The sequence below is a fragment of the Prevotella sp. oral taxon 317 str. F0108 genome, from assembly GCF_000162415.1.
Classification (GTDB): Bacteria; Bacteroidota; Bacteroidia; order Bacteroidales; family Bacteroidaceae; genus Prevotella; species Prevotella conceptionensis.
Map to the genome: position 1 here is coordinate 536,410 of NZ_GG740073.1, position 26,246 is coordinate 562,655.

Annotated in this window: 13 protein-coding genes; 2 read left to right on the plus strand and 11 right to left on the minus strand. The window is 47.4% G+C overall.

The genetic code is table 11. The annotated features are described in order from the left end of the window. The first annotated feature begins 9 nt into the window (after nucleotides 1-9). The gene (locus tag HMPREF0670_RS08710) at nucleotides 10-1,296 is read left to right on the plus strand and encodes an FRG domain-containing protein (RefSeq protein ID WP_044078003.1); all 1,287 of its coding nucleotides are present in this window, start codon (nucleotides 10-12) and stop codon (nucleotides 1,294-1,296) included. 517 nt (nucleotides 1,297-1,813) lie between these two features. Here the strand turns inward: HMPREF0670_RS08710 and HMPREF0670_RS08715 are convergent. The 10 genes from HMPREF0670_RS08715 to HMPREF0670_RS08760 all read right to left on the minus strand — a co-directional run bounded on the left by HMPREF0670_RS08715 (nucleotide 1,814) and on the right by HMPREF0670_RS08760 (nucleotide 23,378). Continuing rightward, nucleotides 1,814-2,971 (minus strand): FN3 domain-containing metallophosphoesterase family protein, encoded by a 1,158-nt coding sequence (locus HMPREF0670_RS08715; protein ID WP_044078004.1) that lies wholly within the window; start codon nucleotides 2,969-2,971, stop codon nucleotides 1,814-1,816. Nucleotides 2,972-3,071: 100 nt separating this feature from the next. Then, on the minus strand, nucleotides 3,072-5,345 hold the full coding sequence (gene bglX, locus HMPREF0670_RS08720) for a beta-glucosidase BglX (RefSeq protein ID WP_009230797.1): 2,274 nt from the start codon (nucleotides 5,343-5,345) through the stop codon (nucleotides 3,072-3,074). 111 nt (nucleotides 5,346-5,456) lie between these two features. Next, entirely contained in the window at nucleotides 5,457-7,973 is a 2,517-nt protein-coding gene (locus tag HMPREF0670_RS08725; RefSeq protein ID WP_009230798.1) for a glycoside hydrolase family 2 TIM barrel-domain containing protein, read from the minus strand. A 448-nt stretch (nucleotides 7,974-8,421) separates the two neighbouring features. Further along, nucleotides 8,422-10,422 (minus strand): family 16 glycosylhydrolase, encoded by a 2,001-nt coding sequence (locus HMPREF0670_RS08730; RefSeq protein WP_009230799.1) that lies wholly within the window; start codon nucleotides 10,420-10,422, stop codon nucleotides 8,422-8,424. A gap of 156 nt (nucleotides 10,423-10,578) precedes the next feature. After that, entirely contained in the window at nucleotides 10,579-12,597 is a 2,019-nt protein-coding gene (locus HMPREF0670_RS08735; RefSeq protein WP_009230800.1) for a SusF/SusE family outer membrane protein, read from the minus strand. Between the two features lie 15 nt (nucleotides 12,598-12,612). Next, entirely contained in the window at nucleotides 12,613-14,298 is a 1,686-nt protein-coding gene (locus HMPREF0670_RS08740; protein WP_009230801.1) for a RagB/SusD family nutrient uptake outer membrane protein, read from the minus strand. A 26-nt stretch (nucleotides 14,299-14,324) separates the two neighbouring features. Continuing rightward, on the minus strand, nucleotides 14,325-17,138 hold the full coding sequence (locus HMPREF0670_RS08745; RefSeq protein ID WP_009230802.1) for a SusC/RagA family TonB-linked outer membrane protein: 2,814 nt from the start codon (nucleotides 17,136-17,138) through the stop codon (nucleotides 14,325-14,327). Nucleotides 17,139-17,195: 57 nt separating this feature from the next. Further along, the gene (locus tag HMPREF0670_RS08750) at nucleotides 17,196-18,956 is read right to left on the minus strand and encodes a RagB/SusD family nutrient uptake outer membrane protein (RefSeq protein WP_044078005.1); all 1,761 of its coding nucleotides are present in this window, start codon (nucleotides 18,954-18,956) and stop codon (nucleotides 17,196-17,198) included. A gap of 12 nt (nucleotides 18,957-18,968) precedes the next feature. Continuing rightward, entirely contained in the window at nucleotides 18,969-22,388 is a 3,420-nt protein-coding gene (locus tag HMPREF0670_RS08755; RefSeq protein WP_044078006.1) for a TonB-dependent receptor, read from the minus strand. Between the two features lie 24 nt (nucleotides 22,389-22,412). Next, entirely contained in the window at nucleotides 22,413-23,378 is a 966-nt protein-coding gene (locus HMPREF0670_RS08760) for a FecR family protein (protein ID WP_009230805.1), read from the minus strand. A 796-nt stretch (nucleotides 23,379-24,174) separates the two neighbouring features. Between HMPREF0670_RS08760 and HMPREF0670_RS08765 the strand changes: the two genes are divergently transcribed. Further along, nucleotides 24,175-24,426: a hypothetical protein gene (locus HMPREF0670_RS08765; protein WP_044078007.1), complete on the plus strand. Its 252-nt coding sequence runs from the start codon at nucleotides 24,175-24,177 to the stop codon at nucleotides 24,424-24,426. Between the two features lie 353 nt (nucleotides 24,427-24,779). Here the strand turns inward: HMPREF0670_RS08765 and HMPREF0670_RS08770 are convergent, their stop codons facing one another. Continuing rightward, nucleotides 24,780-26,129, minus strand: a complete 1,350-nt coding sequence (locus HMPREF0670_RS08770) for a TolC family protein (RefSeq protein WP_044078008.1) — start codon at nucleotides 26,127-26,129, stop codon at nucleotides 24,780-24,782. Nucleotides 26,130-26,246: the final 117 nt, after the last annotated feature.

Genomic DNA, 26,246 nt, shown 5'->3' on the forward strand with positions numbered 1-26,246 from the left:
TTCAACACTATGGTTATAGGAAACGAATATGTTTTTGAAAACATTTTGCAAGCAAGTGCTTATATCCTTGAGCACGAGAAGGAAGCATTAGCTAATGATAAAACAAGGCAAAAAGCCCGTATTAGTTATCCCTTTCCAGACTTTACCAAACCATTTGAGGAGCCAAACATTCGCATTATACCACCGGATAGTCTTGAATACCCATATGCAGCATACTTTAATGATGCAGACGACAGCAAGTTTATTATGAACAAACTTATGTCTGGTCGATATTCTCTCAAACCAAATCTGCGAAATCGTAAGTTCCTGTTCAGAGGTGAGACAGAATTTCATAACCCCTGTAAACCAAGTTTGTTTAGGAATACAAAAAAGAAATATTTCTTAGACTACATGATTCATGGAGATGAGATGTTCTACTTAATCTTGTCTCATCCACTAGTGCAACTTCTGGATTTAGGTGTTGTGCTTAATGGCGAACTTGTTCGTTTCGAAATGAATCTATATGGTTTAATTCAGCATTATTATAACAAATCGGGACTATTAGACCTGACTAGCGATATGAATGTGGCCCTATTCTTTGCCACTCAAAAATATGATTGGGAAACAGATTCATATTCGCCTTTGACAGATGAAATCCATGAGCCTGGGGTATTGTATTATTACGACATAGATTTTTATCGAGACTTCAAAACCCTTCATAATCAAGAGTTTCTTTCTACGGTAGGCCTGCAAGTTTTTCCTCGAAGCGGCAGACAGCGCGGTTTTGTCTATCAGTGTCCTATGGATATAAACTTTAACGACCTCTCACAAGTAAAAGCATTCCGTTTCAAGCACAACGCAGAAATCGCTCAATCAATATATGAATCAATGAATGGCGGAGAAAAACTTTTTCCGCATGACGTTTTGCAAGCCCATTGGAAAGATGTTGCAAGGGACGAAAACAAAGTGTCATTGAAAGCAATACATTTTAACTTAACCAGGAATGAGAAAGAAAACTTGGATAGTATACGTGCAAAGCTTGAAAATGACTACCACATAAACGTAGAAGACTATGAGCCAGTACTGACAAAAGAAGAACTTCATGAGTATTATAAAGCCGTTAAAGATCAAAATCTTTGGGAGGATTTCTGTAATCAGATATACATTCCCGGTGACACAAATGGGAAAATGATGGCTGACTTGCTAGATGTTCCAAATAAACCAGAATACGAATGGGCTTTCAAAGAAGGAATTGAGCATGAGATAGATTATGACAAAGGGTTTCTCTTGAAAGCATATAAGCATATTCTTCAATAAATGGACGAACATTAACCGTAAGAGATTTAACTATTAGATTGGGTTAGAAGGCAGAGTAGATGGCCTAGACAAAGTTGACTATAATGCCAAACTCAGTTATCAAGCTGATGTTGCAGAATTTTAGTCCAGTCGTTTCAGCCATTATAACACCCTAACGCCCTAAACAGAGATACGGTGTTGCTCTGAAAAAGAGCCATCTTGGGAGAAGGACATCGGGCTAATCCACCAACAATAAATCCTGTGCAACGACATGTTGCACAGGACTTATTGTTAACATGGGTTGCCAAATGGGCTGAGCCAGTGTTGGCAGGCGCACACGTTATTGCACGATACGCTCTACAACTTGCATGGAACACATGTGCCTTCCAAGGCCGTTCCCTGCCTTCATCAAAGTTTCTTTCCCACATTCATCACAATTTCTTTCCTGCTTTTATCAAGGTTTCCTCCCCACCTTCATCACAATTTCTTCCCTACTTCACCCAAAACATGTTTTTCTTCTTCAAGAGAAACTTGTTCCCTATTTCAATGGGAACGTGAAATGTTTCTTGTCTTTTCCTTTCAGTCCCACGTAGTCCACCTCCATTTTACCATTTGCAATGCGGCAAAGCAGATAGGTGTTGTTGCTGTTTACCAGATTGGGGAAATTAATAACCTCATTTGGTTCCTGATAGCCAAAGGCGTGAAGATGGGCAGAAAGCATCACCGACACGTTCATCTTATTGAGTTCGGGCATCAAAGTCTTCTGCAAATGATAAGGGCCGTGCCACTTTTGTAGCGTCGGCGGAATGTGAGAAAACACGATTAAGGGATGTTTCCCCACTTGTTTACTTTCGCGAAGGCCATGCAACCACCTGGCCTCTTCCTCACGATACTGGTCGTAGTTCACAATACCGCTGTATTCAATATCCTCGTCGGGCTTATCCTCGCCCGTATCAATAAACAAGAAGTCTATGCCTGCCACATGTTGCACGCGATAGTACTTGCCATTGTTCGTGGGAAAATAGCGATAAAGGTAATCGGCAAACTGTCCGCGCAGTTCATGGTTTCCGCGATTGAAGAATAAAGGCGTGTGCGTTGCAAACATACGTACGCAGGTGTCCAAATAAGCCTCCATCATGTGTTGTTGGTTCCTCAAACGGTTAGACATGTCGCCATTGAGCAACACAAAGTCCAGTTTTTTAAAGTCTACATTCTTACACAATTCTTTCATAAACTGCGCGCGTTCGTGAATATCGTTCAGCACAAGGAACGTCACTTCGCGCGGCTTTGCAGGGAAAGTCTTAAACTCGTGCGGTTTTCCGCGCCACACATCGGTGCATGCCGTCTTTCCCAATGTAACCCAATCATCGTAGCGCCATTCGGCAACCTCCTGCGTAAACACCCGATAACGATATTTCGTATCAGGTTTCAAGCCCTCGATACGCACGCGATGCACACTATCCGTCAGCACCTTTCTTCCGGCCAACACATCGTAATAGCGTTGCCGCGCCCTTCCATAGAAATGGTCTGTGGAGTCGGGAGCAATCTCAACCCACGACATTCCAGGAACGTCGGTTACCCAAACAATTGTAGTACCCGTGCTGTCCATGTCGCAAATCCAAGGGCCATGCGTCACTTTAATGGCTTTGGCACCGACAGCAAACAGCAACATTAAGCTAAACAATAAATATCTCATGTGCTTTTTATTTAAATTCGTCAACAACATTCATCTTCAGGAAAGCCCTATAAATCATACGAAAGACATGGCAGATGGTACCATTCACTGCCTTATATAATTATGGTGTACGGCTGTCTCCCTTCCACGTTGCATCTTTCTTTTGCAAGTCCTCACTATTCTTTCCCACCATTATTTCAAATGTTCCAGGTTCAACAACATATTGCATCGTGTTGTCCCAAAATCCCAAATCATGGGCATGTAGCACGAAGTCAACGCGCTTTGTCTGCCCCTTAGGAATGAAAACCTTTTGAAAACCCTTCAACTCCTTCACTGGCCTAACCATCGAGGCCACCTTGTCGGCCACATAAAGTTGCACAATCTCCTCACCGTCAAAGTGGCCCGTATTGGTTACTTCGACAGACACTTGCAGCGAACCATCGGCAGCAAACTGCTGCGGACATTGCATTTCGCCGTACGAGAACGTGGTGTAACTTAACCCATAACCAAAAGGATACAGGTTTTTATTGGGCACATCAATATGGCGAACGGTCGAACTATGGGGCATATCGCCAGGCCTTCCAGAGCGTTTATAGTTGTAATAATTGGGTATTTGCCCCTCCGTAAGCGGAAAAGAAGTGGTTAACTTGGCCGAGGGTACGGCATCGCCAAAGAGTATGTCGGCCACGGCATTGCCGCATTGCGTACCTGGGAACCAAGCCTCCAGCAGTGCATCCGACTGCTTATCCACTTTCTCTAAACATAAGGGTCGCCCATTCATCAGCACAACCACAAGCGGTTTGCCAGCCTTACGCAGCGTATCGAGCAACGCTTGTTGCTTACCCGGCAAGCGAAGCACGGCCCTACTGCGCGACTCTCCGCTCATCAAGGCCTTCTCTCCCACAACGGCTATCACCACATCGCTATGCTTTGCAGCCTCGAAAGCCGCCGAAAACTCGTGCGTTGAAAGGTCTAAGAAGTCGCAACCCTGCACGTAGTTAAGCACAACATCCTTGCCCAACTTATTCTTAATGCCGTCCATCACAGTTACTACATCTTTTTCTTCACCCCGCGCTTTCCACGAGCCCATCACCTCAGAACGATTATTTGCCAGCGGACCAACAAGCGCAATGCGTTTCGTTTGCTTAGAAAGCGGAAGTGTGGCGTTGGCGTTCTTCAACAACACCATTGATGCCGTGGCAGCCTTTCGGGCCAAAGCGGTAACAGATTCTGAGCGTACCTCACGGCGTTCGCGTTTCAAATCAAGAAAGCGATAAGGGTCGTCAAAAAGCCCTAAAACATATTTTGCTCGCAATATGCGTTCAACAGCGGCGTCTATCGCGTGCACATCGAGTTGCCCTTCACGCACAGCCTCCTCCAAACAACGGTTATATAACCCGTCGGTCATATCCATATCCACCCCTGCCCGAAAAGCCATCAGGGCCGCATCCTTATCTGTTTCGGCCACGCCATGCGCCTTCAACTCTTGCACGGCATTCCAATCGCTCACCACAAACCCTTGAAAGTTCCACCGATTACGCAGCAGTTCGGTCATCAACCAACGATTTCCAGTAGCAGGAATGCCATTAACGCTGTTGAAAGCAGACATGAAAGTCCTTACGCCAGCATCTACACAGGCCTTAAAGGGTGGCAGATAAACCTCGGCTAAGGTAGACAAGGAGAGGTCTACCGGGGCATAATCGCGCCCTGCCTGCGGTGCGCCATAGGCCACAAAATGCTTGGCGCAGGCATATACAGCATTGGTTTTCCCTAAATTCCATTGAAAGCCCCGCACTCGCGCCGCTGCAATTTGGCTTGCCAGATAGGTGTCTTCGCCCGCACCTTCAACAATTCTCCCCCAACGCGGGTCGCGTGCAATGTCCACCATTGGGGCGAAGGTCCAATGAATGCCCGATGCAGCGGCCTCAACGGCCGCAGCCTTAGCCGTTTCAAACATGAGATTGGTGTCCCAAGAGCACGACTCGGCCAGGGGTGTAGGGAATATCGTCTTGTAACCATGTACTACATCGAACGCAAACAGAATGGGAATTTTTAATCGCGACAGCTGCATATTCTTCTCTTGCAACGGTCGTAGCTTGTCAACACCGCCTACATTGAGTATGGAACCCACCATACCACGAGCGAAGAGCGAGTCGGAAAGGGCACCACTCTGCGGTCCTGTCAGCAAAGAGCCCCCTACATATTGAGAAATCTGCCCAATCTTCTCGGCCAATGTCATCTTTTGCATGAGCGACGTCACAAATTGGGTTTCTTTATCTGCTGCGCTTAGTTCTTTCTTCACCAGCTTTCGCGGCTGTTTAGCATGGGCATGTTGCGCATTCCCAACAAGTAGGCTACCCACTATACAGGTAACGGCTAGGACACTTCGTTTCATATTCTTCGAGATTGTTGTTTTTTTATTTCGTTCAGATGTTATGCCCTCGGCTCCAACCGAAACGCCTTTTTACAAGCATCGTAGCGGCACAAAATGGAGGGACTTTAAGTGTTAGCGCGCATCAACCGTGTTGATTTCAATGGTTTGTGGGGCTAAATCCACAGCCTTTGCGGTAAGCCGAACGGCAGAAGGCGACTTGCCTGCCTGCACCACCACCAAGCATTTGCCGAAGAAAGCGCGCCGTTCATGAGCCTGAAACCGTTCCAACGAAAACGGACTTCCATTGTCAACGCCTGCAATTTTGGCGTCTCCCGCCAATGAAAACAAGATGTTGTTTTCTGCCCAAGGGCACAGATTGCCGTCTTTATCCACAACCTCAACCATAACAAACGACAGACTTCGGCCATTAGCTTTTATCTCTTTCCGATTAGGAGTAAACCGAATATGATGGGGCGCACCTGCCGTTTTCAATGATTTCTCTGCCACAACCTTTTCGTTTTTCCTCGCAACCACACGCACCTCCCCAGGTTCAAACGTTACGCGCCAGGCCACATGGTACTCGTGTTCGTTGCGCTTTTGGCGCACGCCTTGCGACTTCCCATTCACAAACAGTTCCACTTCGTCGGCCTGATTATAATAACACCACAGGTCTATGGCTTGCCCTTCTATCCAGTTCCAATGCGGAAAGAGGTGCAACACAGGCCCCTTTGTCCACTCACTCTGATATAGATAGTAAGCATCTTTGGGAAAACCAGCCAAGTCTACCAATCCAAAATAACTGCTCCGAGCAGGAAAATTAAACGGTGTTGGCTCGCCAATATAATCAAAACCCGTCCAAATAAACTGACCAGCGCAATAAGGCGTGTGTTTCACCACGTCCAACGTAGCCTCGTGGGTTGAGCCCCAATGGGCGCAACAATTATCGTAAGCCGAACAAAGGAACGTGGGGTCGGTGAACGGGCGCTTACGCCCAGGCAAACGATAAACCGAGTCGCTCGGCATTTTATAATAGCCCCGTGTCTGCAAGGCCGATACTGTTTCGGTCATCAAGAAAGGCTTTCCGGGAAAATTCTGCGGCACATCTTTCACCTTTTTCTGATGATAGTTAAAGCCAATCACATCTAGTGCCCCGCTTTTAAACAAGTTGTTGTCTGGCGACACCTCATTGCACCCTGCCGTAATAAGTCGGGTTGAATCATAGCGGCGCACAATGGCGGCCAACGCTTGGGTGAGTTTCACTTTAACATTAAGTGTGTCGCCCTGTGCCAATGCGGCCTTATCCCTGCTGTTGTTCAGCAAAATGTTCACATCCTCTAATGCCATTCCGGCGTTGTCCACCTTGTTCCATTGTTCCAAAACCTCGTTACCAATGCTCCAAAGAATGATAGAAGGGTGGTTGCGGTCGCGCAAGACCATATCTCTTAAATCGCGTTCAAACCATGTTTTGAAATGCAACGAATAGTCGAAAGGCGTTTTTCCGTGCAGCCAACTGTCGAAAGCCTCGTCAACAACTAGCATCCCTAGGCTGTCGCAAAGGTTCAGAAGTTCGGGTGCCGGCGGATTATGCGAACACCTTACGGCATTTGCGCCCATCGCTTTCATCAGCGAAACTTGCCGATAAAGGGCGTCTTCGTTAATGGCTGCGCCTAAACAACCTAAGTCGCCATGCAGACAAACGCCGTTAATCTTCATGTTCTTGCCATTTAAGAAAAAGCCTTGTTTAGCATCAAACGCCACCGTTCGCATGCCCATCCTTATGGTGTCGCCATCTAGCACACGCCCATTCTCTATAATTTCGGTCGTTATGGTATAGAGGTTAGGCGAAGCGGGCGACCATAATTGCGGTTTAGGCACACGCATTTGCTGTTTAACCGTTGTTCCCGAAACAGCTATATCGCATACTTTCGATGTCTGCGTAACAAGCTGGCGAGCCTTATTCCATAGCTTTTGGCGCACAATAACCCGACGGCTACGCCCACTGAAATTCTCAATCTGCGTGTTGAGCGTAACACTTCCAAGCCCTTTCTTCACCTCAGAAACGGCTTGTACGCCCCATTCTGCAACGCGTACATCTGCCGATTTCGACAAATATACATGGCGATAAATACCACATCCCGTGTACCAACGGCTGTTAGGCTGCTGAGAATTGTCTACCTTTACGGCGACAACATTGTCGCCTTGCTTGTTAAGGAGGGGCGTAATGTCGTAACTAAAACCGATAAAGCCATAAGGGCGCGTGCCTAAAAGCGTGCCGTTTACATACACCGACGTATTCATATATGCGCCATCGAAGTGCAGAACATAACGAGACGCGGCATCGTTGTCGTGCAAAGCCAAATGTTTTCTGTACCACCCTATACCGCCAGGCAATGCCCCGCCGTTGGCCCCCGATGGGTTTTGGGCATAAAAGTCGCCTTCAATTGCCCAGTCGTGCGGCAAGTCCAACAGGCGCCAAGCATCGTCTTTAAAGTCGGGTTGCAGCGGGGCATCGTCTGGATGTAAGGCAAATCGCCAGCCTTCGTCCCACAAATGCCGCTCGGCCGCATGGCTTACCAACGTGCAGAACCACAGCAATGACACCGCTATTATATAGGGAGGTTTGAGAAAAGGATTGGTAAATGTTCTCATCTTTGAATTGAGATGGTTATGATTTTTGTTATCAACTTATGGCATGTTCTAAAAATTCCTCGCAAAGGTTCATTTGTTGTTCCTTATATTGCTCTTCACTGTCTTTTTGCTTTTATCTGGCATCTTTTGCTTATTCTTTCAGTCGCATAGTCCATTATGCTCCTTCACGAAGTAAGCAAAACCTGCTCAGCTAAAAGCTAAAAATACAGCAAAGGTAATTTTTAGAACCTGCCTTATCAGTACAAAGCCGTTTGTAGTGTGGCTACAAGCGGCTTGTAGTCACGCTACAAGCATCTTGTAGTGCCAGTACAAGCGTCTTGTAGCGCCAGTACAAGCCGCGTTGTACTGATGTTTAAGCCTGCAATGTGCAAGTTTACTCATAAGAAATGAACTCCTAACTCTAAGGCGAAGAAAGCCCACGGCGTATAGGAGGAAACAATCTTTTACCTTATTTTACGATTACTTTACGGCCCCCTACGATATAGATGCCGCGCGGAAACGTGCCCTCCTGCCAGCGTTCAGCCACCTTGCGGCCGTCGATGGTGTAGACGGCAGCGTTGGTTTGCGATTGGGTTTCTACCTTATTCACGGCCGTATTCTTCTTTTCACCAACAATTCGCACACTTCGCAAGTAACATCCCTTGCCCGTTACGGCCAGTCCGTGTTGCTTTAACTCCTTTACGGCTTGCGCGTTGAGGGTAAACGTGTAGGTGTTTTCGTCATGCCCAGCCTTTAAGGGCAAAACGTTTCCTGCGGCTTTATCGGCCGAAAGGTCGGGTCTATGGTTCTTACCTGCATCTGGTTTCTTAAATTGTTGTAGGCAAAGCGTTCCTCCGGCAGCAACGTCTCGCACCATCACTTCTATTTGTTGGCCTTTCTCTATGTCTGCAAACATGGTGGCGGGAATAAGCACCTCGCCATTTGCCATTTGTTTGAAACCCACCCACTTGGCACTGTCTCTTTGCGAACGGCAAACGGAGAACAAGCGGATGTTTTCGCCTTTCATCACGCCCCCTTTGGCTTTCAGTTTCTTGCAGAGGTCGTCTGTAACAATAAAGGTTACTTGTGCATCGCGTTGTGTAAGTTCGGGTTTCAGTGTTGTAATGGCATTGCCGTTGTAGTCGTAGATGTCGAGTTTCAGCTTTTCCACTTTTCGATATTCAGAGTTGCTGAGCGTGTCGATGTCCATTACAAGCTGATCGCCCACTTGCAAGCCCTTAAACTGCGTTGCAGACATTTCTAGTGCCACGTTTTTTGTTTTCCAATCCGAGCCCTTGGGCATAGAGCCAAGCCATAGTGCCTTATTGGTTCGCTTAAAAACGCGCAGCCAATCAATATCCATTTCATAATTGCGAGGCACTTTATTGAGGTTTCCGCCATACTTAGGGTCCATTTCCGGGTACAACACGCCACCGCCTTGGCCGTCGGGCTTACCTCCAACCTGTCCGGTTATCGCCACATCCCAAATATGGTCGATGTTGCCTTTAATGTATTTGTCTTTCAACAACTCATTGAAACGATACTCAGAAGAGCCTCCTACCTTATCGGTTTTGGTTGTAAATACCGACCTTACCCTTCCATCTAACAAGAAGCTAACAGCCAGATGAACAGAAGAGTCGCCCGGCAGCGGGTCCATTTGCGCCCCATACACATGGAAATCTTCTGCCGGATTGAAATCAATTTCCCTTATGCGGTCGGCAAAATCGTTGTGGTTATAGGTTGTTTTATACTTGGTTTCGCCCGTGTTTGGGTCCTTATATGCCTTTGCGCGGTCCAGTCCGTGTACAGATTGGTGGATGGTTCGTTTTCCTTTGAAATGATAAGTATGCCCTTCCCAGTTATGCGTTATATCCTTATCATCATCGTTCACGAAGAATTCTTCGAGATCTATTTCAAAAGTTCCGGCACCTCCATAGCGGTGGCGCAGCCATAATGCCATCCAAACACCGATGGTATAAGGTATTTTTGCCTTTACTTCGATACGCGAATAAAGCGGATAATACCTGCCGCCACCCTCGGCATCTCGACTAGACAATGCGCCCGACCACCACCCAATTGTGGTATAATTGTGGTTAGGTTTTAGCGGATAACGCATAATTGGGCCATAGTCTACATCGGGGTCGGGCGGTGAAGGACGGCGAATGCCCGTCTGAATGGCATCTCGCGTGGCACGAACTGTTAGGATGCCGTTCTTTACCGTAACCATTTTGTCGCGGTAAACCTGCGCCATACCTTGGCCCGTGTTATTGCCATAGTAATCGTTGGCATAGTTTTTTGTGGCATCTCCATAGAGTCCCCAAAGCTTTTTATCGACAGACGAGCCGTTAAACTCGTCGCCTTTCAAGCTGGTCCAACCGGGTAAAGCGTGCGTTTTAGGCACATTGGGTTGTGCGCTTATGCTGATGTAGCCCATACTTAGGGCACAAATGGTTGCAATGATTGTTTTCATACTTCCTGTATTTTTTGTTGTATTGTAAGTCTATCGCTATCGCTTGGCGACGTTATGGGATAGCACTCGCCACACGATAGGACAGACCCTACAACACCAGATGATTAGAATAGCCGTGCAATACGATAGCGATTGCAAAGTGGCTCGATAGAACTTTTAAGGTTCTTGGATTGTTGCTTTCTTTGAAACAAAGTCTATCGTTATCTTTGTTCCTGCCTTCCACACATAGTCTTTGTTGGGTTCGCCTTCGCCATTTTTGCGATATAAGAAAGCCTTAGACGCAGGGTCGACGTAGACTTCGCGTTTCCACGAGCCAAACTTCTTCACTTTTTTAAAGGCAGGTATGTTGGGATAGATGCGCATGCGGCCTCCACTGGCAAGCGTTGCGCTCATGGTTCGCCCATCGGCATTGGTTGTAAACTGTACCGCAGAGCCGCCACAATCGCCCGACAGTTCTAGCGGCTGGATGGCAATTTCGCGCGAATCCAACCCCACATAGATAAGATAGATGCCATCGCTAGGCACAACAGTCCTATCGTTTACAACATTATAATCTGTTGCTGTTTTCAGTTTGGCAAAGTTTCCTTTACCAAAAGCTTTCTCTGTTGAGAACTCCAATGCCGTTCCGCCACGCAGATACGTAATGTAAAACCAACGAGCGGCACCAGCATAGCCATTCTCAAACAATGCTATTTCGGGAGCGTTCCAATCCCATTTTCCAAAGTCGTCGCCTGTCATATAAAGTTGCTTAACCCCTTCTGGTATAAGGCTTTCGGGGGTTGTTCCGCCAAAATCAGCCGTATTGTCGGCCATGTTGAGCGTAACCGTTGTGCCTTTGGCCACTGGTAGCGCAGGCATTTCGTGCACGGCTACACCCGGATAAACCACCTTGCCGTTGCGAATGGTGAACTGCATCGTTGACCAATCGCGTGCGTTTTGGTCGGAAAAAGCAAAGAGATTAAGGTTTCCCGTCTCGGTTGTTTCTACCTGCAAGCGGCTGCCGTTGGATGTTAAGGGCAGTTCTTTATTGCCCAACGCCTCTCCTGCGGCATACACCTTTGGCGTTTCGAAGGCAATTAATTTGCGGTCTAAGTTTACATAAACCAAATACAGTCCGGTAGTGTTCACCGTGGCTTTTCCATTTCCATCCAAAGTAACGCCCTGCATCGTGGTTAACGAAGAAAAGGCTTGCGAACCATCTTTTGCCGTTGCCCATTCCACCGTTTTCCCTGCTTGCAAATGGCATAACCGCCAAAATTCGCCATTGCCAACAGCACCAACAGGTGCCATCTTCACCACATCGTTGGTGTTCCATGCCCCAAAATTGGTGCCGCCCATATAGAGTTCGTTGGCAAGTCCCGTTACTTCAACGCCCTTTCCACCCATGCGCGCAGCAAACTTTCCTGTTAAGACATTGTATTGCACCTGCACATTGTACTGTCCTTTCAAAGGGAATTTAAGCTTTACGGCAGACTGATTGGTGAGTTCTTGATAAACTTCGGTGAGTTGGTTGGTGCGTTCTGCCAAGGCCATGCCCGTGAAAACAGTCGACAGCGTGTCGTTCTCCGTATCGCTGTCGCGCAGATAAAGCGGAACGCCATTGTTCATGTTGAACACATATTTATTGGGCAATAGCTGTTGGGTAGAGTCGGCATTGCTCCAAGTTACGATGTGCGTAAGCTTGTCATAAGCCACGTTGCTAAGCGCAACAGCCGTGTTTCCGTCTGAAGTAAGCGCGCCATCGGCTTGCATGGTGAACTGCATGGGAATGAGGGTCAACTCTTTTCGTTGCTTGTTAACAACCACTTGATAAAGCCCTTCGGTAGGAACAGAGAAACCTTCGGCATCCGCTGATAAGCTAAACGTATTGACGTAGTTATTGGCAAGCGTCATTTCACTTCCCTTGCCATAGGCCACAGGCTGTCCGTCGGTGCCAACATACGAGATTTTAAAATGGCCATCTTTCTTCAACCAAGCGCGAATACTCAACATGTTGGCACGCGAGCTGGCCGTTAATCGCCCAGCCTCTATGGGCAAAGAAAATTCGGACGAGGGGCCAGAAAGGTAAACGCCTTCGGGGACATCCACCACTTCATCGTAGGCTATGTTATTTTCGGTGCAAGCCATCGCGCCTAAGAGGGACAGCATTGCCACTATATTCTTTAACTTTATCATGATAAGATTGTTTAATTACCAGCCATTATTTTGTTTCCATTGCTTTAATTTGAGCACTTCCGACTGAGGTATTGGATACCAATACATTTTGGGTTGAAACACCCTTTGTTCCACTTTTACAGGCATGTAGGTGTACCCGCCCAAAGGCTTTCGCTCAATTTGTACGCCCATGAGGGGTGCTCCGAGCGTAGAAGAGGCAATCTTCCAGCGGCGAACATCCCAAGAGCGGTGCTCCTCAAAGGCCAATTCAACACGGCGTTCGTGCTGAATAACAGCACGCATCTGCTCTTGTGAAAGTGCCGACACGTTAGGGAGTGATGCCCGATTACGAACTTTATTGAGATAAAGGGCTATATCGGGATTTGTTGGGTCGCACTCATTAAGTGCCTCGGCATAATTCAAATAGATTTCTGCCAAGCGAAACAGCGGAACTACATGGCCACTGCTACTGCCTCCCGTTTGGATGTTCACATCTTCATTGAGGAATTTGCGCAGGTAATAGCCTGTTTTCGTGGCGTTTGGGTTAGGACTTGCATCTGCTCCTTCTGGATAAGTGGCAACCTTTTTGCCTTTAAATGGTGCCATGTTCATTAAGATGGTGGCCCCTAAGCGTGCATCCCTATTCTCAAAAGGCTGCGCAGCCTTGGCCGGGTCGTTCCAATCGAAAGGCGTTCCATCAAGCATTTCGTAGTCGTCCACTAAGTTTTGCGAGGGGTTTGTGCCACCCTTTCCACCAAAACTTACGGGGAAATTACTTTTTTCAAAATCGGAATTGGCAGCATATCTACGTACAAAGATATACTCTTTGTTTTGAAAATCATTCTTAAACAAGTCGGCATAAGACGATGCCAGCTCGTATTGATTGAGGTCGATAACCGCTTTTGCGGCATCGGCCGCCGACTTCCACAACGCAACATCCGTAGGTTTGTTGGCTTCGTTTGTATCACCGAAGTCAACATAAAGCGGACTTGCCGCATAGAGCCACAAACGACTCTTTAAGGCTAAGGCTGCACCTTTCGTTGCACGGCCAAAGGCATCGTTTACGTTTCTCCACGGCGTGAGTTCAAGCGTATCGGCAGCTATGTCACACTCTTTGGCAATGAAGTCCACAACTTCTTTCATCGTTGGGCGCAGCGTGTTCTCATAATTCCCGTTAATGCTAAGCGTAGAGGTGACAATGGGGATTGGACCATAGCGTTTGAGCAGCTCGAAATGAAAATAAGCGCGAAGGAAACGCGCCTCGGCACGCCACATGCGGATGTCTTTCAGGCTGTTGGCATACTCCACTTGCTTGTCGGGGTCTAGGCGCGAAATGTCGAGATTTACATGATTTGTGTTCTCCAACAACGTACAACACTTGGAAATACCCGAATAGTAGCGGTTCCACACATCGTCCGGATTGTTTAAAGCATTCCATGAGCCATTGTTGAACTGCTGAATTTCCGCCGATTCGATGGCAAACTCGGCATCGTCTGTTGCCGAAGCCAACATTGCTTCTCGCGAAAAACGGTTCAACCCGTCTGGAAGTAGCGTGTAAGCATAGGTTAGGTACTGCTTTGTTCGATTGTAAGAATCGAAGGTTGCAGTTTTATCTATAAAGGAATCTTCCTCACGATCCAGAAATCCATTACACGAACTGAGGGTGAAAGCAATGCTTATCGCCGCAGAAATGTAGATATATGAAAAGAACTTTGCGTTCATAAGAATAGGTTTTAATGGAAAATAAATTAGAATGCGAGTTTCAGACCCACACTAACAGTACGCATGAGCGGGTAGCTTAAGAGGTTGTCTTGCTCGGCATCGCCCAGCTTTCCAAGGTAGTCGAGCGTAAACAAGTTGGTTGCATTGATGTAGAAATACACGCTGCTTAGGCGTAATGCACGCGAAACGCGCTCGGCAAGTTCGTAACCTACCTGCACATTGCGCAGCCTTAGAAAACTTCCATTGCGCCGCCAGAAGGTAGAAGTGCGGTAGTTGTTGCTGAAATCAACTGTCGACAAACGCGGATAAGTGGCATCGGTATGCGTGGGTGTCCAACTGTCTAAGGCTAAGTTAGAGGCCGTTCCGTTGTTTTGGAAAGAGTAAATACTGGCTCCCCGCAAATAAATGTCGCGCTGGGCAACCCCTTGGAACAGTACACTAATATCAAAACCTTTGTACTTCATGCCTCCACTCAGCATATAGTTCCATGCAGGAACGGTTGCATTGCCAATGGGGTGTGCATCGTTCTCGTCGATGATTTGGTCGCCATTATAATCCTTATACTTAATGTCGCCAGGCGCAACATGTCCGAATTGCGGTTGTGGCAAGGCAGCTTTTAATTTGCCGTCGCCGTCAAAGTCGTTGGCCGTATAGAACCCGTCGGCCTCCAACACAATGGGTTTCCACACGGGGTTACCTTTCCTATAAAGGTAGCTTTCGGCTTTTACGTCTTCTCCTTGTTCGTCAACTCTACTCATGGCATACCATGTTCCGGCCTCAGCAAAGTAAGATATTTTGTCGCTAACCTTACCTTGATAGCGCGCTTTGAACTCGAAACCATGATTAGTTACCTTACCCACATTCATCAATGGGAGTATGCCGCCATAGGATGCGCCTACGATACCCAGCACTTGTGCATAGGGATAAGTGAGAATTTCTGATTGGGTTTCATGGAAAACATCGAGATTAATGGAGAGATTTCTCCACAACGTGGCATCGACGCCCACATTAAAGATACGTTTCTTCTCCCACGTTACAGAGGGATTGGCCAAGGTTCTCTCGGTAAAGCCAGAAGATTGTGAACTTCCTACACCGAAAAGATAACTGCCATTGCCGCCATAAGTCTCGTCGTAGATAAAGCGAGCCGACGTTTGGTTGTTGCCCGTAAGGCCATAAGAGGAACGCAACTTCAAGAAATCGACCCATGATGCCGCTTTCATAAACGGCTCGTTGCTTACTATCCATGCCGCAGACAACGCAGGGAAGACGCCAAAACGCTGACCGCGTGCGTAATTATCGGTTCCCATATAAGATGCAACCAGCTCGGCAACATATCGTTTGTCAAAGTCATAGGTCAAACGTCCTGCGAAGTTTACATAGCGTTCATCGTCGCGCACATTATATAATTGGTACCTGTCGTTGAGCATCAGCAACATGGCGTGAATGCCATGCTTGCCAAAACGCCGCTGATAATCTATCTGTGCCTGCAAGCCCACACGCGTTTGGCTGGTTCGGAACCCCTCTGTGGCTGTTAGTGCAGCATCAGAACCATATTGCATGTAGCTATAAATCGGGTTGTTTTGCGCATCAACGCCTGTTTGTGTAAGCGAATAACGTGCATAATCACGCGTTTTTGGCGACGTTTCTGCCATGAAATTGTGATAGCCAAACGTCACCTTGGCACTCAATCCGCGCACCAAAGCGCTAAAATCATACTGTAAGCCGAAGATTACTTGCAACGAACGAGAGTTTTCTTTGTACAAACCGCGATTTAAAAGGTTTGCCACGGGATTGGTATAAAGCGAAGTTCCACCAATACTTCCATTCGGATTGTATACGGGGAAAGCATTAGGGGGAGTGGTCCATATAGATTTTAGGTAGTCGTCTGCACCACCTCCGCCGGGCGTTGTCTTCTCTGCCAGACTTGCACCCGAATAAAGAGAAGCTCGGAAATAACGCGTGATGTCAACATCCAAGTTGGCTCTGAAATTATAACGCGAATAATCTACATTGGCACTTTCACGCCCCTTAGAGTCGGTTCCACGATAAAGGCCGTCGTTTTGCAATAGGCCAGCCATGACATAATAGTTCAAGCCACCACCGCCTCCGCGAAAGGAAAGCTCGCCCATCGTCAGAGGCGCGGTGCTTTTATATACTTGCTTTTTCCAATCTACATTGGGATATAGATAACTATTACTGCCCGACTGATAGGCCGACAGGGCCTCGTCTGTATACAAAGGGGCCTTCCCGTCATTGGCAAGTGCCTGATTATAGAGGCTTGCATAATGGTAAGCGTCCATCGGCGAGTCCATGATTGTAGGCATCTGAATGCCCGTTTGCATGCGAAACCCTATCTTCGGAGCAGAATGAAAGCCTTTCTTCGTTGTGATGAGCAACACACCATTGGCTCCTCGCGAGCCATATATGGCCAATGCCGCTGCATCTTTCAACAAAGAAACCGACTCAATCTCTTCTGTGGAGATATTATCCAATGGGGTTTCAAAGCCGTCGACGAAGACAAGCATTTGCTGTTTGCCGTTGAACGAGCTCACTCCACGCGTGAACATGTTCTCCATATAAAAGTCGTAACCAGGCTCGCCCGACTTTTGGAGCATCGACAATCCCGGCAACAATCCCTTTAAGGCATTGCCCACCGTTGGCGATGTAATCTCCATTAGGCGTTCGCCCCCTACTGTTGAGATGGCAGCCGTTTGTGCCCACGAGGGTTGTGCGCCGTATGCAATTTGTGTTGCCACCGTATCTGCGGCATTTTGTGCATTTACTGGCGAACAGAACAGCATGAGCGCACATCCTATATTAATATAATCTCTGTATTTCATTGTTCTATCTTTTTTGCATTAAGGCATACTATAACGTACCATATATTTACCTTATATTTACCATCCTGGGTTTTGGATGAGGTAGCCTTTATTTACTTCCTTTTGGTCAATGGCATATAAATAACAGTTATCATTCCAAAAGCGATGCTCAAACACATACGGCTCATAGTGGATATGGGTCTTGTTTCCATCCGTGGAATGAATTTTCAAACCGTAAAACTTACCCTTCATCACGCCTTCTTCGCCAGCGATGCGCCATCTCCGAATATCCCAAAAGCGGTGGTCTTCGAATGCCAACTCTACCGAACGCTCGTTACGAAGTTTCGTTCGGAAGGCCTCTTTCGTCATTCCCGCAGGGAAATCGGGCATGCCCGCACGCGACCGAATAAGGTTCACAGCATCATAAGCTGCCTGTGGTGGTGCACTCTCGTATTCGTTAAGTGCCTCTGCATAGTTTAAATATAGTTCTGCCAACCTAAACACTGGCCATTGCACATTGGCTGTGTTGCTGCCATTTACATGTAGTATGCGGGGAACCCACTTGTGGAGCAAATGGCATGTGCGGTCCATCTTTGATTTCTCGGCTCCGCCTTCAAGGAAGTTGATAAACGGAATTTCATCGTTCCAACTACTGCTGTGATAAGCAACGGTTTGCTTAAATCGTGGGTCAAGACTGTTATAGATGTCAATAAGGTTGTCGCCTCCGTTCATATTCCAATCTGCGGGTTCGCCATCAGCACGTTTCTCATAATGCCGAACAAAGTTGAATGTCACATACAGTCCGGCATCGCCCCAAGCCTTATTCATCGCCCATGTAGGCAGATTTGCAACCAAAGGACGGCTCGTTGTCTTGAAGTTCCTATACTTCATGTTACCCAAAATAATTTCTTCATTATCTGGAATGGTCCACACATCCTCATAGTCTTTATCGGGATTGCCCGTGTTATACAGCCGATAATGCCCCGAATTAAGCGCGGCATCAATAGTGGCTTTGGCTGCGTCGGCTGCCTTTTTCCAACGTTCCTTGTCATAATTTCCATAACCAATAAGTTCTTCATGCCCAGGAAAAGCCATGTAAGGCGTATTGGTATTGAACAGCGGACTTGCTGCATAAAGCAACACCCGTGCCTTCAAAGCCAAGGCGGCAATGCGCGTAACACGCCCAAGCTTAGTGTTATCGGTATAATAATCGGGCAGATAACGTGTGGCGCGGTCGCAATCTACAAGAATAGAATCAATGCAATCGGCAAAAGAACTGCGAGAACGTTGTGAGAAGTCGGTTGGGTCAATCACTTCTCTTACAATCGGCATACCGCCATAACGATACACGCCTTCCCACAGCAACATGGCTCTCATGAAGTAGGCCTCGCCCGTTGCGCGTTTATTAAAATCGGGGTCTCCTTCATCGAAAGGCACTTCATGAATGCGTTTCAATATAAGGTTTGCCACACGTGTAGTGTGGTTTCGCAAATAAAAGCGGCAGTCTTCGTCCCAAGTAAAGTTGCTGTTCGTATGGTTACCTGCATTCCATGCGGCATTACCCATTGCCCAAGTAGCAACATCCTCGCCTTCGTCGCAGGCGGAGGCCAACGTAGAAGACGACAACAGCCTGCGGTCGGTGTTAGAACTGCTCATACAAAAGCCATAAGGCATGCCCTCGGCATAAAGCGTAGTCAACAATTTCTCTGCATCTGCACGTGTTGCGAACACCTCGTTCTCTCCATAATCAACAGAAGGCGGAGTTTCAAGGAAGTCGGAACAGGCAACCAACAATGCGGGAGCAAATATCCATGCTATATATAATGATTTCTTTTTCATAAGGAAGGTTTTTTAGAATTGAACATTTATGCCGACATTATAGATTTTCTGCAACGGATAGGTGTTGATTTCTGTTGCACCGCCTTTTGAAGGTGCCTCAGGGTCTAAGTCGATAACGTCTGTCCAAGTAAACAGGTTAGTGCCACTAACATAAAGCCTTAAACTCTCTAAGCCCAAGGCTTTGAGTTGGCTCTTGCGAAAAGTGTAACCTATCTCAACGTTCTTCAAACGCAGATAGTCGGCATTACGAATCCAAAAATTAGAGTCTTGATAGTTATTGTCGGTATCTCTTGAGGGGCTCATCGACAAGCGAGGAAAGTTTATGGCCTCTCCCCGTTCGTAGCGTTCCTGTGTCCAACGCTCCAATATCAAGGTCTTTGCGCTGTTGTGCGCGTTGATAAACGGCCACAACGCACGACCAAAGTATTTGATTGAAACATGGGATGCGCCCTGAAAGAGGGCGGAGAAGTCGATGCCGCGCCAACTACAACCAACCGAGAAACCATAGATAATCTCCGGAGTTGGCGAATATCCGATGGGTACCATGTCGTACATGTCTATCTTTCCATCCTTATTCACATCCACATAACGCATGTCGCCAGGCTGTAAGCGATTGCCGTTCCAACTGCTTACAGGCCGATCGAGTGCGTTTATTTCTTCCCACGAATTATAGAACCCGTCGAAAAGCAGACCATAGAACTGCCCTACGCGCCTACCAGTACGCATTTGATAGGCATATTTCTCAGGCACTTCATCTTGAAAAAGAATTTTATTGCGCGCAAACGAATAGTTGAAACGGCCCCAATAGTTAAAGTCGCGAATGTTATTGCGATAGTTCACGTCTAATTCAAAGCCTGCGTTTTCCATCTCGCCCATGTTATAAGCCGGCAACGATGCGCCTATCAGCATGGGTGCGCTGTTTCTGTTTGAGAGAATGTTGTTACGGCGTTCCTTAAAATAATCGAACGACACCGTGAGGTGATTTTTCAAGAAGTTCATGTCGACACCTAAATTAAGCTTACGCGCTTTCTCCCATGTCAGCAACGGGTTGCCTAAGCGTTTCTCTTCTATCATCTGCGAATAAACGGGGTTTGCAGACGAGCCGAAGTTGTAGCCCGTCAGCTTTCCGCTTGTTTCGCCATAGACAGAGGGTAGGTACAAAAAGCGGTCGCCACCAATCTTATCATTACCTACCTCGCCATAGGTTGCCCTTAACTTCATGTAAACCACCCAGTTGTTCTTAGGGAAGAATGGTTCTTCGCTAACAACCCAACCGGCCGACACTGCTGGGAAGAAACCAAACCGACGGCCGGCGGCGAAATTCTCCGTGCCGTTATAACCCATGTTGAACTCTGCCAAATACCGATTGGCATAGCCATAAGTAACACGCCCAACAATTCCTTGATAGGCATTGGGAACATGGTAAGCCAAGTTCGGGGCATAATATTTACTTTGGTTGTAAAGCAAGAGTGCCGTGGCCTGATGCTTTCCAAATGTTCGGTCGAAGTGAATACCGGTTTCAAAATACACCTTCCTGTTTTTGTCATACTCGAAACCACCGCCCCAAGTGCCTGCCTCATTCTGGGGAACAAGGATAATATGGGTGGGGTCGTTCGGGTCTCTCTTCGGTACAAAGGTCTGCATGGTTTTCACCGAAAGGCGCCTACTATTATAATAACTGTCGTAAGAGGTGCTGGCATGAACCGACAACCCTTTCAACAACAGCCGCGACAGGTCGTACTCAAAGCGCAGCGTTGTATTGATGGTATTGGCAAAGGTGTTTTTATAGCCATTGTTCAACAAGGCTTGCCAAGGGTTTTCGTCGTCGATGGTGTTTTCAAGGCGAACCAACTTTCCGTCCACCATGCCGGGAGTACCCAACGGAGTGGCCCAAGATATTTCTTTCCACAGGTTGCTATTGCCAAGGCCCGGCGTACGGATGTCGTTTATCTGGGTAGACAACTGCACAACGGCCTTGAAGTCTTGTGTGATGTTAAAGTCGAGATTTGAGCGGAAGTTATAACGTGTGTCCGAGGCATTCACATCATGGTCGCGGTCTATTTTTGTGTATTTGTACATGCCACCCTGATTAAAAAAGCCGGCAGAGATAAAATACTTCACACGGTCTGTGCCGCCCGATATGTTGAAGTTGTGTTGCGTGCGCAACGAGACTTTACGCAAGAACGTTCCCACCCAATCCGTATTAGGGTGCATAATGGGGTCGGTTCCGTCGCGATAGAGCCTTATGTCTTCGTCGGAAAAACGTGGAACGTAAGATGTGCCCTTTGTATAGGCATCGTTCTTCAACGCCTCGTTATACATCTCGCAATATTGTGCGCTGTTCAGATAATGAGGTAAAGCGGTAGGTGATTGAACGGCTACATTGCCCGAATAGCTTAAATGGGGTTTGCCCTTCTGCCCTTTCCGCGTAGTAATTAAGATAACGCCATTTGCGCCGCGAACACCATAAATGGCGGTAGCCGAGGCATCTTTAAGTATGCTTACCGATTCAATTTCGTTGGGGTCAAGTCCGTTATAATTGGGACGTTCCACTCCGTCAATCATCACCAACGGCGCCGTATTGTCGGAAAACGTACTCACACCGCGAATTAACAGCGTAGAATTGTCTTCGCCTGGCGCGCCACTTCGCTGCATGGCAATCAGTCCGGGCATCTTACCCACCAGCATGTTACTGATGTTGGCCTGTGGGGTCTGCACCAAATCTTTTGTCGTTACCGATGCGATAGCCCCCGTTACCGATGCTTTCTTCTGCGTGCCATAGCCCACAACCACCACTTCGTTGAGGTTTTGCGCCTCGTCTTCGTTTAAAGTAATCTTTAAGTTCGAATTGTTTTTGATGGGAACCTCGCGTGTGGCAAAGCCCATATAAGAAATTACGAGCATGCCACTGGCAGGAACATCCAACGAGAACTCGCCCTCCGCGTTTGTAACCGTGCCCACCTTCGTGCCTTTAACTAAAACGCTGGCACCAATAATCGGCTCGCCACTTTCGTCGCGAACGATGCCCCACAGTTTCTTCTTATCCGTTGTGTCTGCGTTCTTTCCTTCTGTCGATTTCGTTCCCTTCCGCTCAGCATTCTCAACCTTTCCCTTCACCAATACGATGGTATTGTTGTTGAAAGAGTATTGAATGCCCAACGAAGAGAACACATGTGCAAGTGCTTTCTCCAACGGCCAATCCTTACACACGCACGTAACTTTTGTCTTGGGTTGAAGTACGTTGTTGCGATACACAAACGTATATTTTGTTTGTTTCTCTACTTGCCGAATAAATTGGCTCACTTCTTCGTTTTGAAGATTAAGACTGACATTGCCGCGCTGGGCCGACAACATTGTTGGTACAAGCAACAATACCATCATCAACAAGAAACGAAGAAGGCCCTTCCTTCTACTTTTTAGATTGCCTGCCATCTGATATAGGTTTTTAGGTTTTGTTTATTCAATAACTACATAACCACGATTTACACGATACTTAAAGCCATATTGCATGCTCAACGAGTGGAGCACACTTTCTAATGTTTCATGATAAAACGAACCTGTGAGTAGGTCGTTTGCCAAATGCCGGTTGCGAAGTTGGATTGTTACGCCATACCAATTCTCGATTTCGTGCAGCACTTCGCCGAGCGGTTTGCTGCTAAACGCCAAATAGCCGTCTTTCCATCTTCCGTCGCTGGCGCCATCATTGTCGCAAATCTCGATGTTATGCGATGCGGGTTGATAAACAGACTTCTTACCTGGCAAAAGTTGATAAGCCTGCCGAAGGCCTTTGGCCGAAAGACGAACCGCGCCTGAAAACAAAGCCGTCTCTATTTCGCCCGAATGGCATCGCACATTAAACGTTGTGCCCAACACTTCGATTTGCATGTCGTTTACATGCACCCGAAAAGGGCAGTTGGCATCTTTGGCCACATCAAAGTAAGCCTCGCCTTTCATCAACACCACTTCGCGATGCACTTTGGGCACCACGTTGTAACGCAACTGACTGTTTCCGTTCAAGCTGACGTGGGTTCCGTCGGGCAACGTTATCACGCTCTTGCTGCCGGCCTTTACGTTTACATAGGTGTAGACGGGCGTTGCCGAGTTAAGCGAACGGAGGCCCCAATAACCGCCACCAAGCAGGGATAGCACCACCACTACCACCGCCGCATAGCGCAAAAGCGTGTGAACGAACTTGCGCCGTTGCCCCTTTTGTATCTCATCATGAATGCGTTGCCATATTCTTTGCTGCGACTCATCGCTCATTTCAGCCAATTCAGACGACATGGAAAAGTCTTCACACATCAAGTTCCACAACTCCTCATCGGTGGCTTTCGTCACCTTGCGTTGCAACTCCTCAAAATCTTCTGCCGACAGTTGCCCCGATAAGTATTGTTGATATAAATCTTCGATACGTTTGTCCATATATACTGTTAACTTCTAATACATATACGCCAATACGCTAACACGATACTTGTATATAACTTTCGTTAACTCTCTTACAAGCTTTAAACTGGGGTAAAATGTACTTGCCAGCTTGTCAACTTATTAACTTGTCAACTTGTTAACTTGCCAACTCGTTAACTTGTCAACTGAAAAATCTTAAATTTTATTTTACAATATCGCTCTTATTTTCACTCCGTTCTAGCGAAAAGACAGGTTAAAAGGTAGGTAAACAACTACTATTTCTGGCTTTCCACGCCTTTCGCCTTGTCTGTTTTGGGGAAGAAAACCTGCATTTTGCACCATTTTGCCTTTCTAGATTGGTTGCCGACCCGTATTTTTTCAGCCCCAAATTACCCACTTTTAGCCCCTAAAACCCCACTTTTAACGCCTATTTTACCCTTTTTGACCATGTGTTTCATGGTTCGAAAAGGTTTTGTTTATACACTTTTAGTGGATATTTATGCTTTTCGTTCCGCATTAAACGGCATTAAGCACTGCGTTTTGCACCTTTTTACCTTGCATTTAGCAGCATTTTGCCTTGCGTTTAGCACCAAAACGCACTGCATTTAGCACCAAAACGCACTGTGTTTTGCCGCAAATTACACACCATTTTGCTGCAAAACGCCCAAAAGTTGGTGCAAATACCAGTTCTTTGGAATATAAATTCATTTTTCCACATTGGCGTGCTAACCCCTTTTTGCATCAAAACAAACCTTCGCGAGAATCGATTTTTTGCGGCAAGGTGAGCGATTGGTGAACAAAAAGGGCACTTATCATGTTAAATTTCCTACTGAAAACTAGACAAAAACGATTGTGCTGCATACACGCGCGTGGGCAACGGCACAGAAACACGTACGTTTACAACTACCAGCGCGAGCGTTTGCAGGGCATGCTGCTCACGGCCAACGGAGACAACATCATGGAAACGCAGGAACAATCTGCCATTGACAGCCCATTTTCAGCTTGTAGAGAATACATTGAATGGGGAACGGCATGCGCAGAAAGAAGAGCATGCGGAGAAGTTTAAGGCCTATATACAAGACATCCCGAACAGAAAAGACTGTTCGGGATGTCTGCACACAAAGGCGTTGATGCGCCAAAGGAGAAACGAATGTGCGGAGTTCGACGGCCAATCAACAGGGTCATCGCTATCAAGTTGACTGCCTGCTGCAAGTTAACTGATGGTGCATGCCCATTAAGTTGACCGCCTGCTGCAAGCTAACTGATAGTGCATGGCTATCAAGTTGATTGGCAGTTGCAAGCTAACTGATGGTGCATGGCCATTAAACTAGCCCTTTATCGCTGTTGAGTGAATGGGCCACTTCGGCCTATTGACCATCGAACCGCCGTTGCATCGACACCGCATTACATGCGCCGCGCCTATCTGCCAGTGGCTTTGAGATAGGCGGTGCGGGCATTTAGGTAAGCCACAACAGCCTCGCTGTACTGGTTACGCGCCTTTTGGTCTTGCGTTTGGGCATCAAGCAGGTTGCTCATTGTGCCCGTGCCAGCCTCGTAGAAGTCTTGGTTTAGGCGCAAGTTTTCGGCAGCTTGCTCCATGCTCAGCTTGGCTAGTTGTATTTGTTTGTAGGCCGTTTCAAGGTTGTCGTATGCGTTTTGCATCTGGATGAGCAGCAGCTGTCTGCTGTCTTCCTTTTCTTCCACGGCAATTTGTTCGGCAATTTTCTGACGTTTCAGGCCACGATTGCCCCACCAATTGCTGATGGGCACGCTCAGTGTGGCTAGTCCTATCACGTTGGTGCGGCCCTTATTCGTGAGGTCGTGGTACATGCCCGCCACGCCAATGGCCAGTGTAGGCATCATTTCGCCACGCTTAACGCGCGTTAGCAGGCGGTTGGCCTCCACCTTTTTGTCGAGCAAACGCATCTCGGTGCGTTGCTCTAAGGCCGAGGCGTGGTTCACGGAGAGTTGCCGTGGATCGGGCAACTCGGTGGTAAGCGAACGGTCGATATCGATTTCTTCGCCTTGTTTGCCGATGTATTGTGCCAAAACCATCTTACAAAGCGAGATGCCGTTGTTGAGTTTCAAGCGGTTCACCGCCATTTCGTTTTGTTTCAACTTCACGCTCAACACATCGTTCTTGTTGGATACGCCCGCTTCGTAGGCGTTGTTGGCGTCTTTAAGGATATTCTCCAACTGCTTGTCGGCAGCATCTAAGGTCTTTTCTTGCTCGTAGAGTGCCAACAGCTGGTTGTAATACACCTCAGTTGTTTGTGCCACTTCGTCTGCGTTTTGTTCAAGCATCAGCTCTTTCACCTGCGTTTGCACGGCGGCCAACTTGTTGGCGTTGATGATACGCCCGCCTGCAAAAACGGGCTGCATGGCAATGAGCGACGCCAGCGTTCCGTGCTTAATGGCTTGCAAAGTGTAGCTGGTGGGCAGTGCGGCTAGTATGGCGGGGTTCAGTCCTGCGCCTTTTACGATGGCTGCTAGCTTCTGTTGGTCGGCGGGCGACAGCGAAAACTCTTCTTGCACCAAGTAGTCGGTAGCGTGGAAATACGTTCCGTTGGCCGTCACCGTGGGCAGATACTTGGCTCGCGCCTCTTTCTGTTGTTCCTTGGCGGCAGTTATTTCCAGTCGTGCCCGTTTCAGTTTCACGTTGTTTTCTTTGGCCAACGCCTTGCATTGGTCTAACGAATATGTTGTCTGCGCGTTGGCAACTATGGGCAAGCATAAGGCCAAGAGCAGGGGAAGTTTATTGATGTTCATGAGTTTATGAGTTTATGAGGAGTTAAAGGAGTTAAGGAGTTATGGAGTTAAGCCGTATGCCTAGTTGCAGAGTGGCAAACTTTTGAGGAGTTAAAGGAGTTATGGAGTTAAGCCGTT

Coding starts and splice junctions, on each gene's coding strand:
- HMPREF0670_RS08710 (WP_044078003.1), top strand. CDS start 10: ATGGTTATAGGAAACGAATATGTTTTTGAAAACATTTTGCAAGCAAGT.
- HMPREF0670_RS08715 (WP_044078004.1), bottom strand. CDS start 2,971: ATGAGATATTTATTGTTTAGCTTAATGTTGCTGTTTGCTGTCGGTGCC.
- bglX (WP_009230797.1), bottom strand. CDS start 5,345: ATGAAACGAAGTGTCCTAGCCGTTACCTGTATAGTGGGTAGCCTACTT.
- HMPREF0670_RS08725 (WP_009230798.1), bottom strand. CDS start 7,973: ATGAGAACATTTACCAATCCTTTTCTCAAACCTCCCTATATAATAGCG.
- HMPREF0670_RS08730 (WP_009230799.1), bottom strand. CDS start 10,422: ATGAAAACAATCATTGCAACCATTTGTGCCCTAAGTATGGGCTACATC.
- HMPREF0670_RS08735 (WP_009230800.1), bottom strand. CDS start 12,597: ATGATAAAGTTAAAGAATATAGTGGCAATGCTGTCCCTCTTAGGCGCG.
- HMPREF0670_RS08740 (WP_009230801.1), bottom strand. CDS start 14,298: ATGAACGCAAAGTTCTTTTCATATATCTACATTTCTGCGGCGATAAGC.
- HMPREF0670_RS08745 (WP_009230802.1), bottom strand. CDS start 17,138: ATGAAATACAGAGATTATATTAATATAGGATGTGCGCTCATGCTGTTC.
- HMPREF0670_RS08750 (WP_044078005.1), bottom strand. CDS start 18,956: ATGAAAAAGAAATCATTATATATAGCATGGATATTTGCTCCCGCATTG.
- HMPREF0670_RS08755 (WP_044078006.1), bottom strand. CDS start 22,388: ATGGCAGGCAATCTAAAAAGTAGAAGGAAGGGCCTTCTTCGTTTCTTG.
- HMPREF0670_RS08760 (WP_009230805.1), bottom strand. CDS start 23,378: ATGGACAAACGTATCGAAGATTTATATCAACAATACTTATCGGGGCAA.
- HMPREF0670_RS08765 (WP_044078007.1), top strand. CDS start 24,175: ATGTTAAATTTCCTACTGAAAACTAGACAAAAACGATTGTGCTGCATA.
- HMPREF0670_RS08770 (WP_044078008.1), bottom strand. CDS start 26,129: ATGAACATCAATAAACTTCCCCTGCTCTTGGCCTTATGCTTGCCCATA.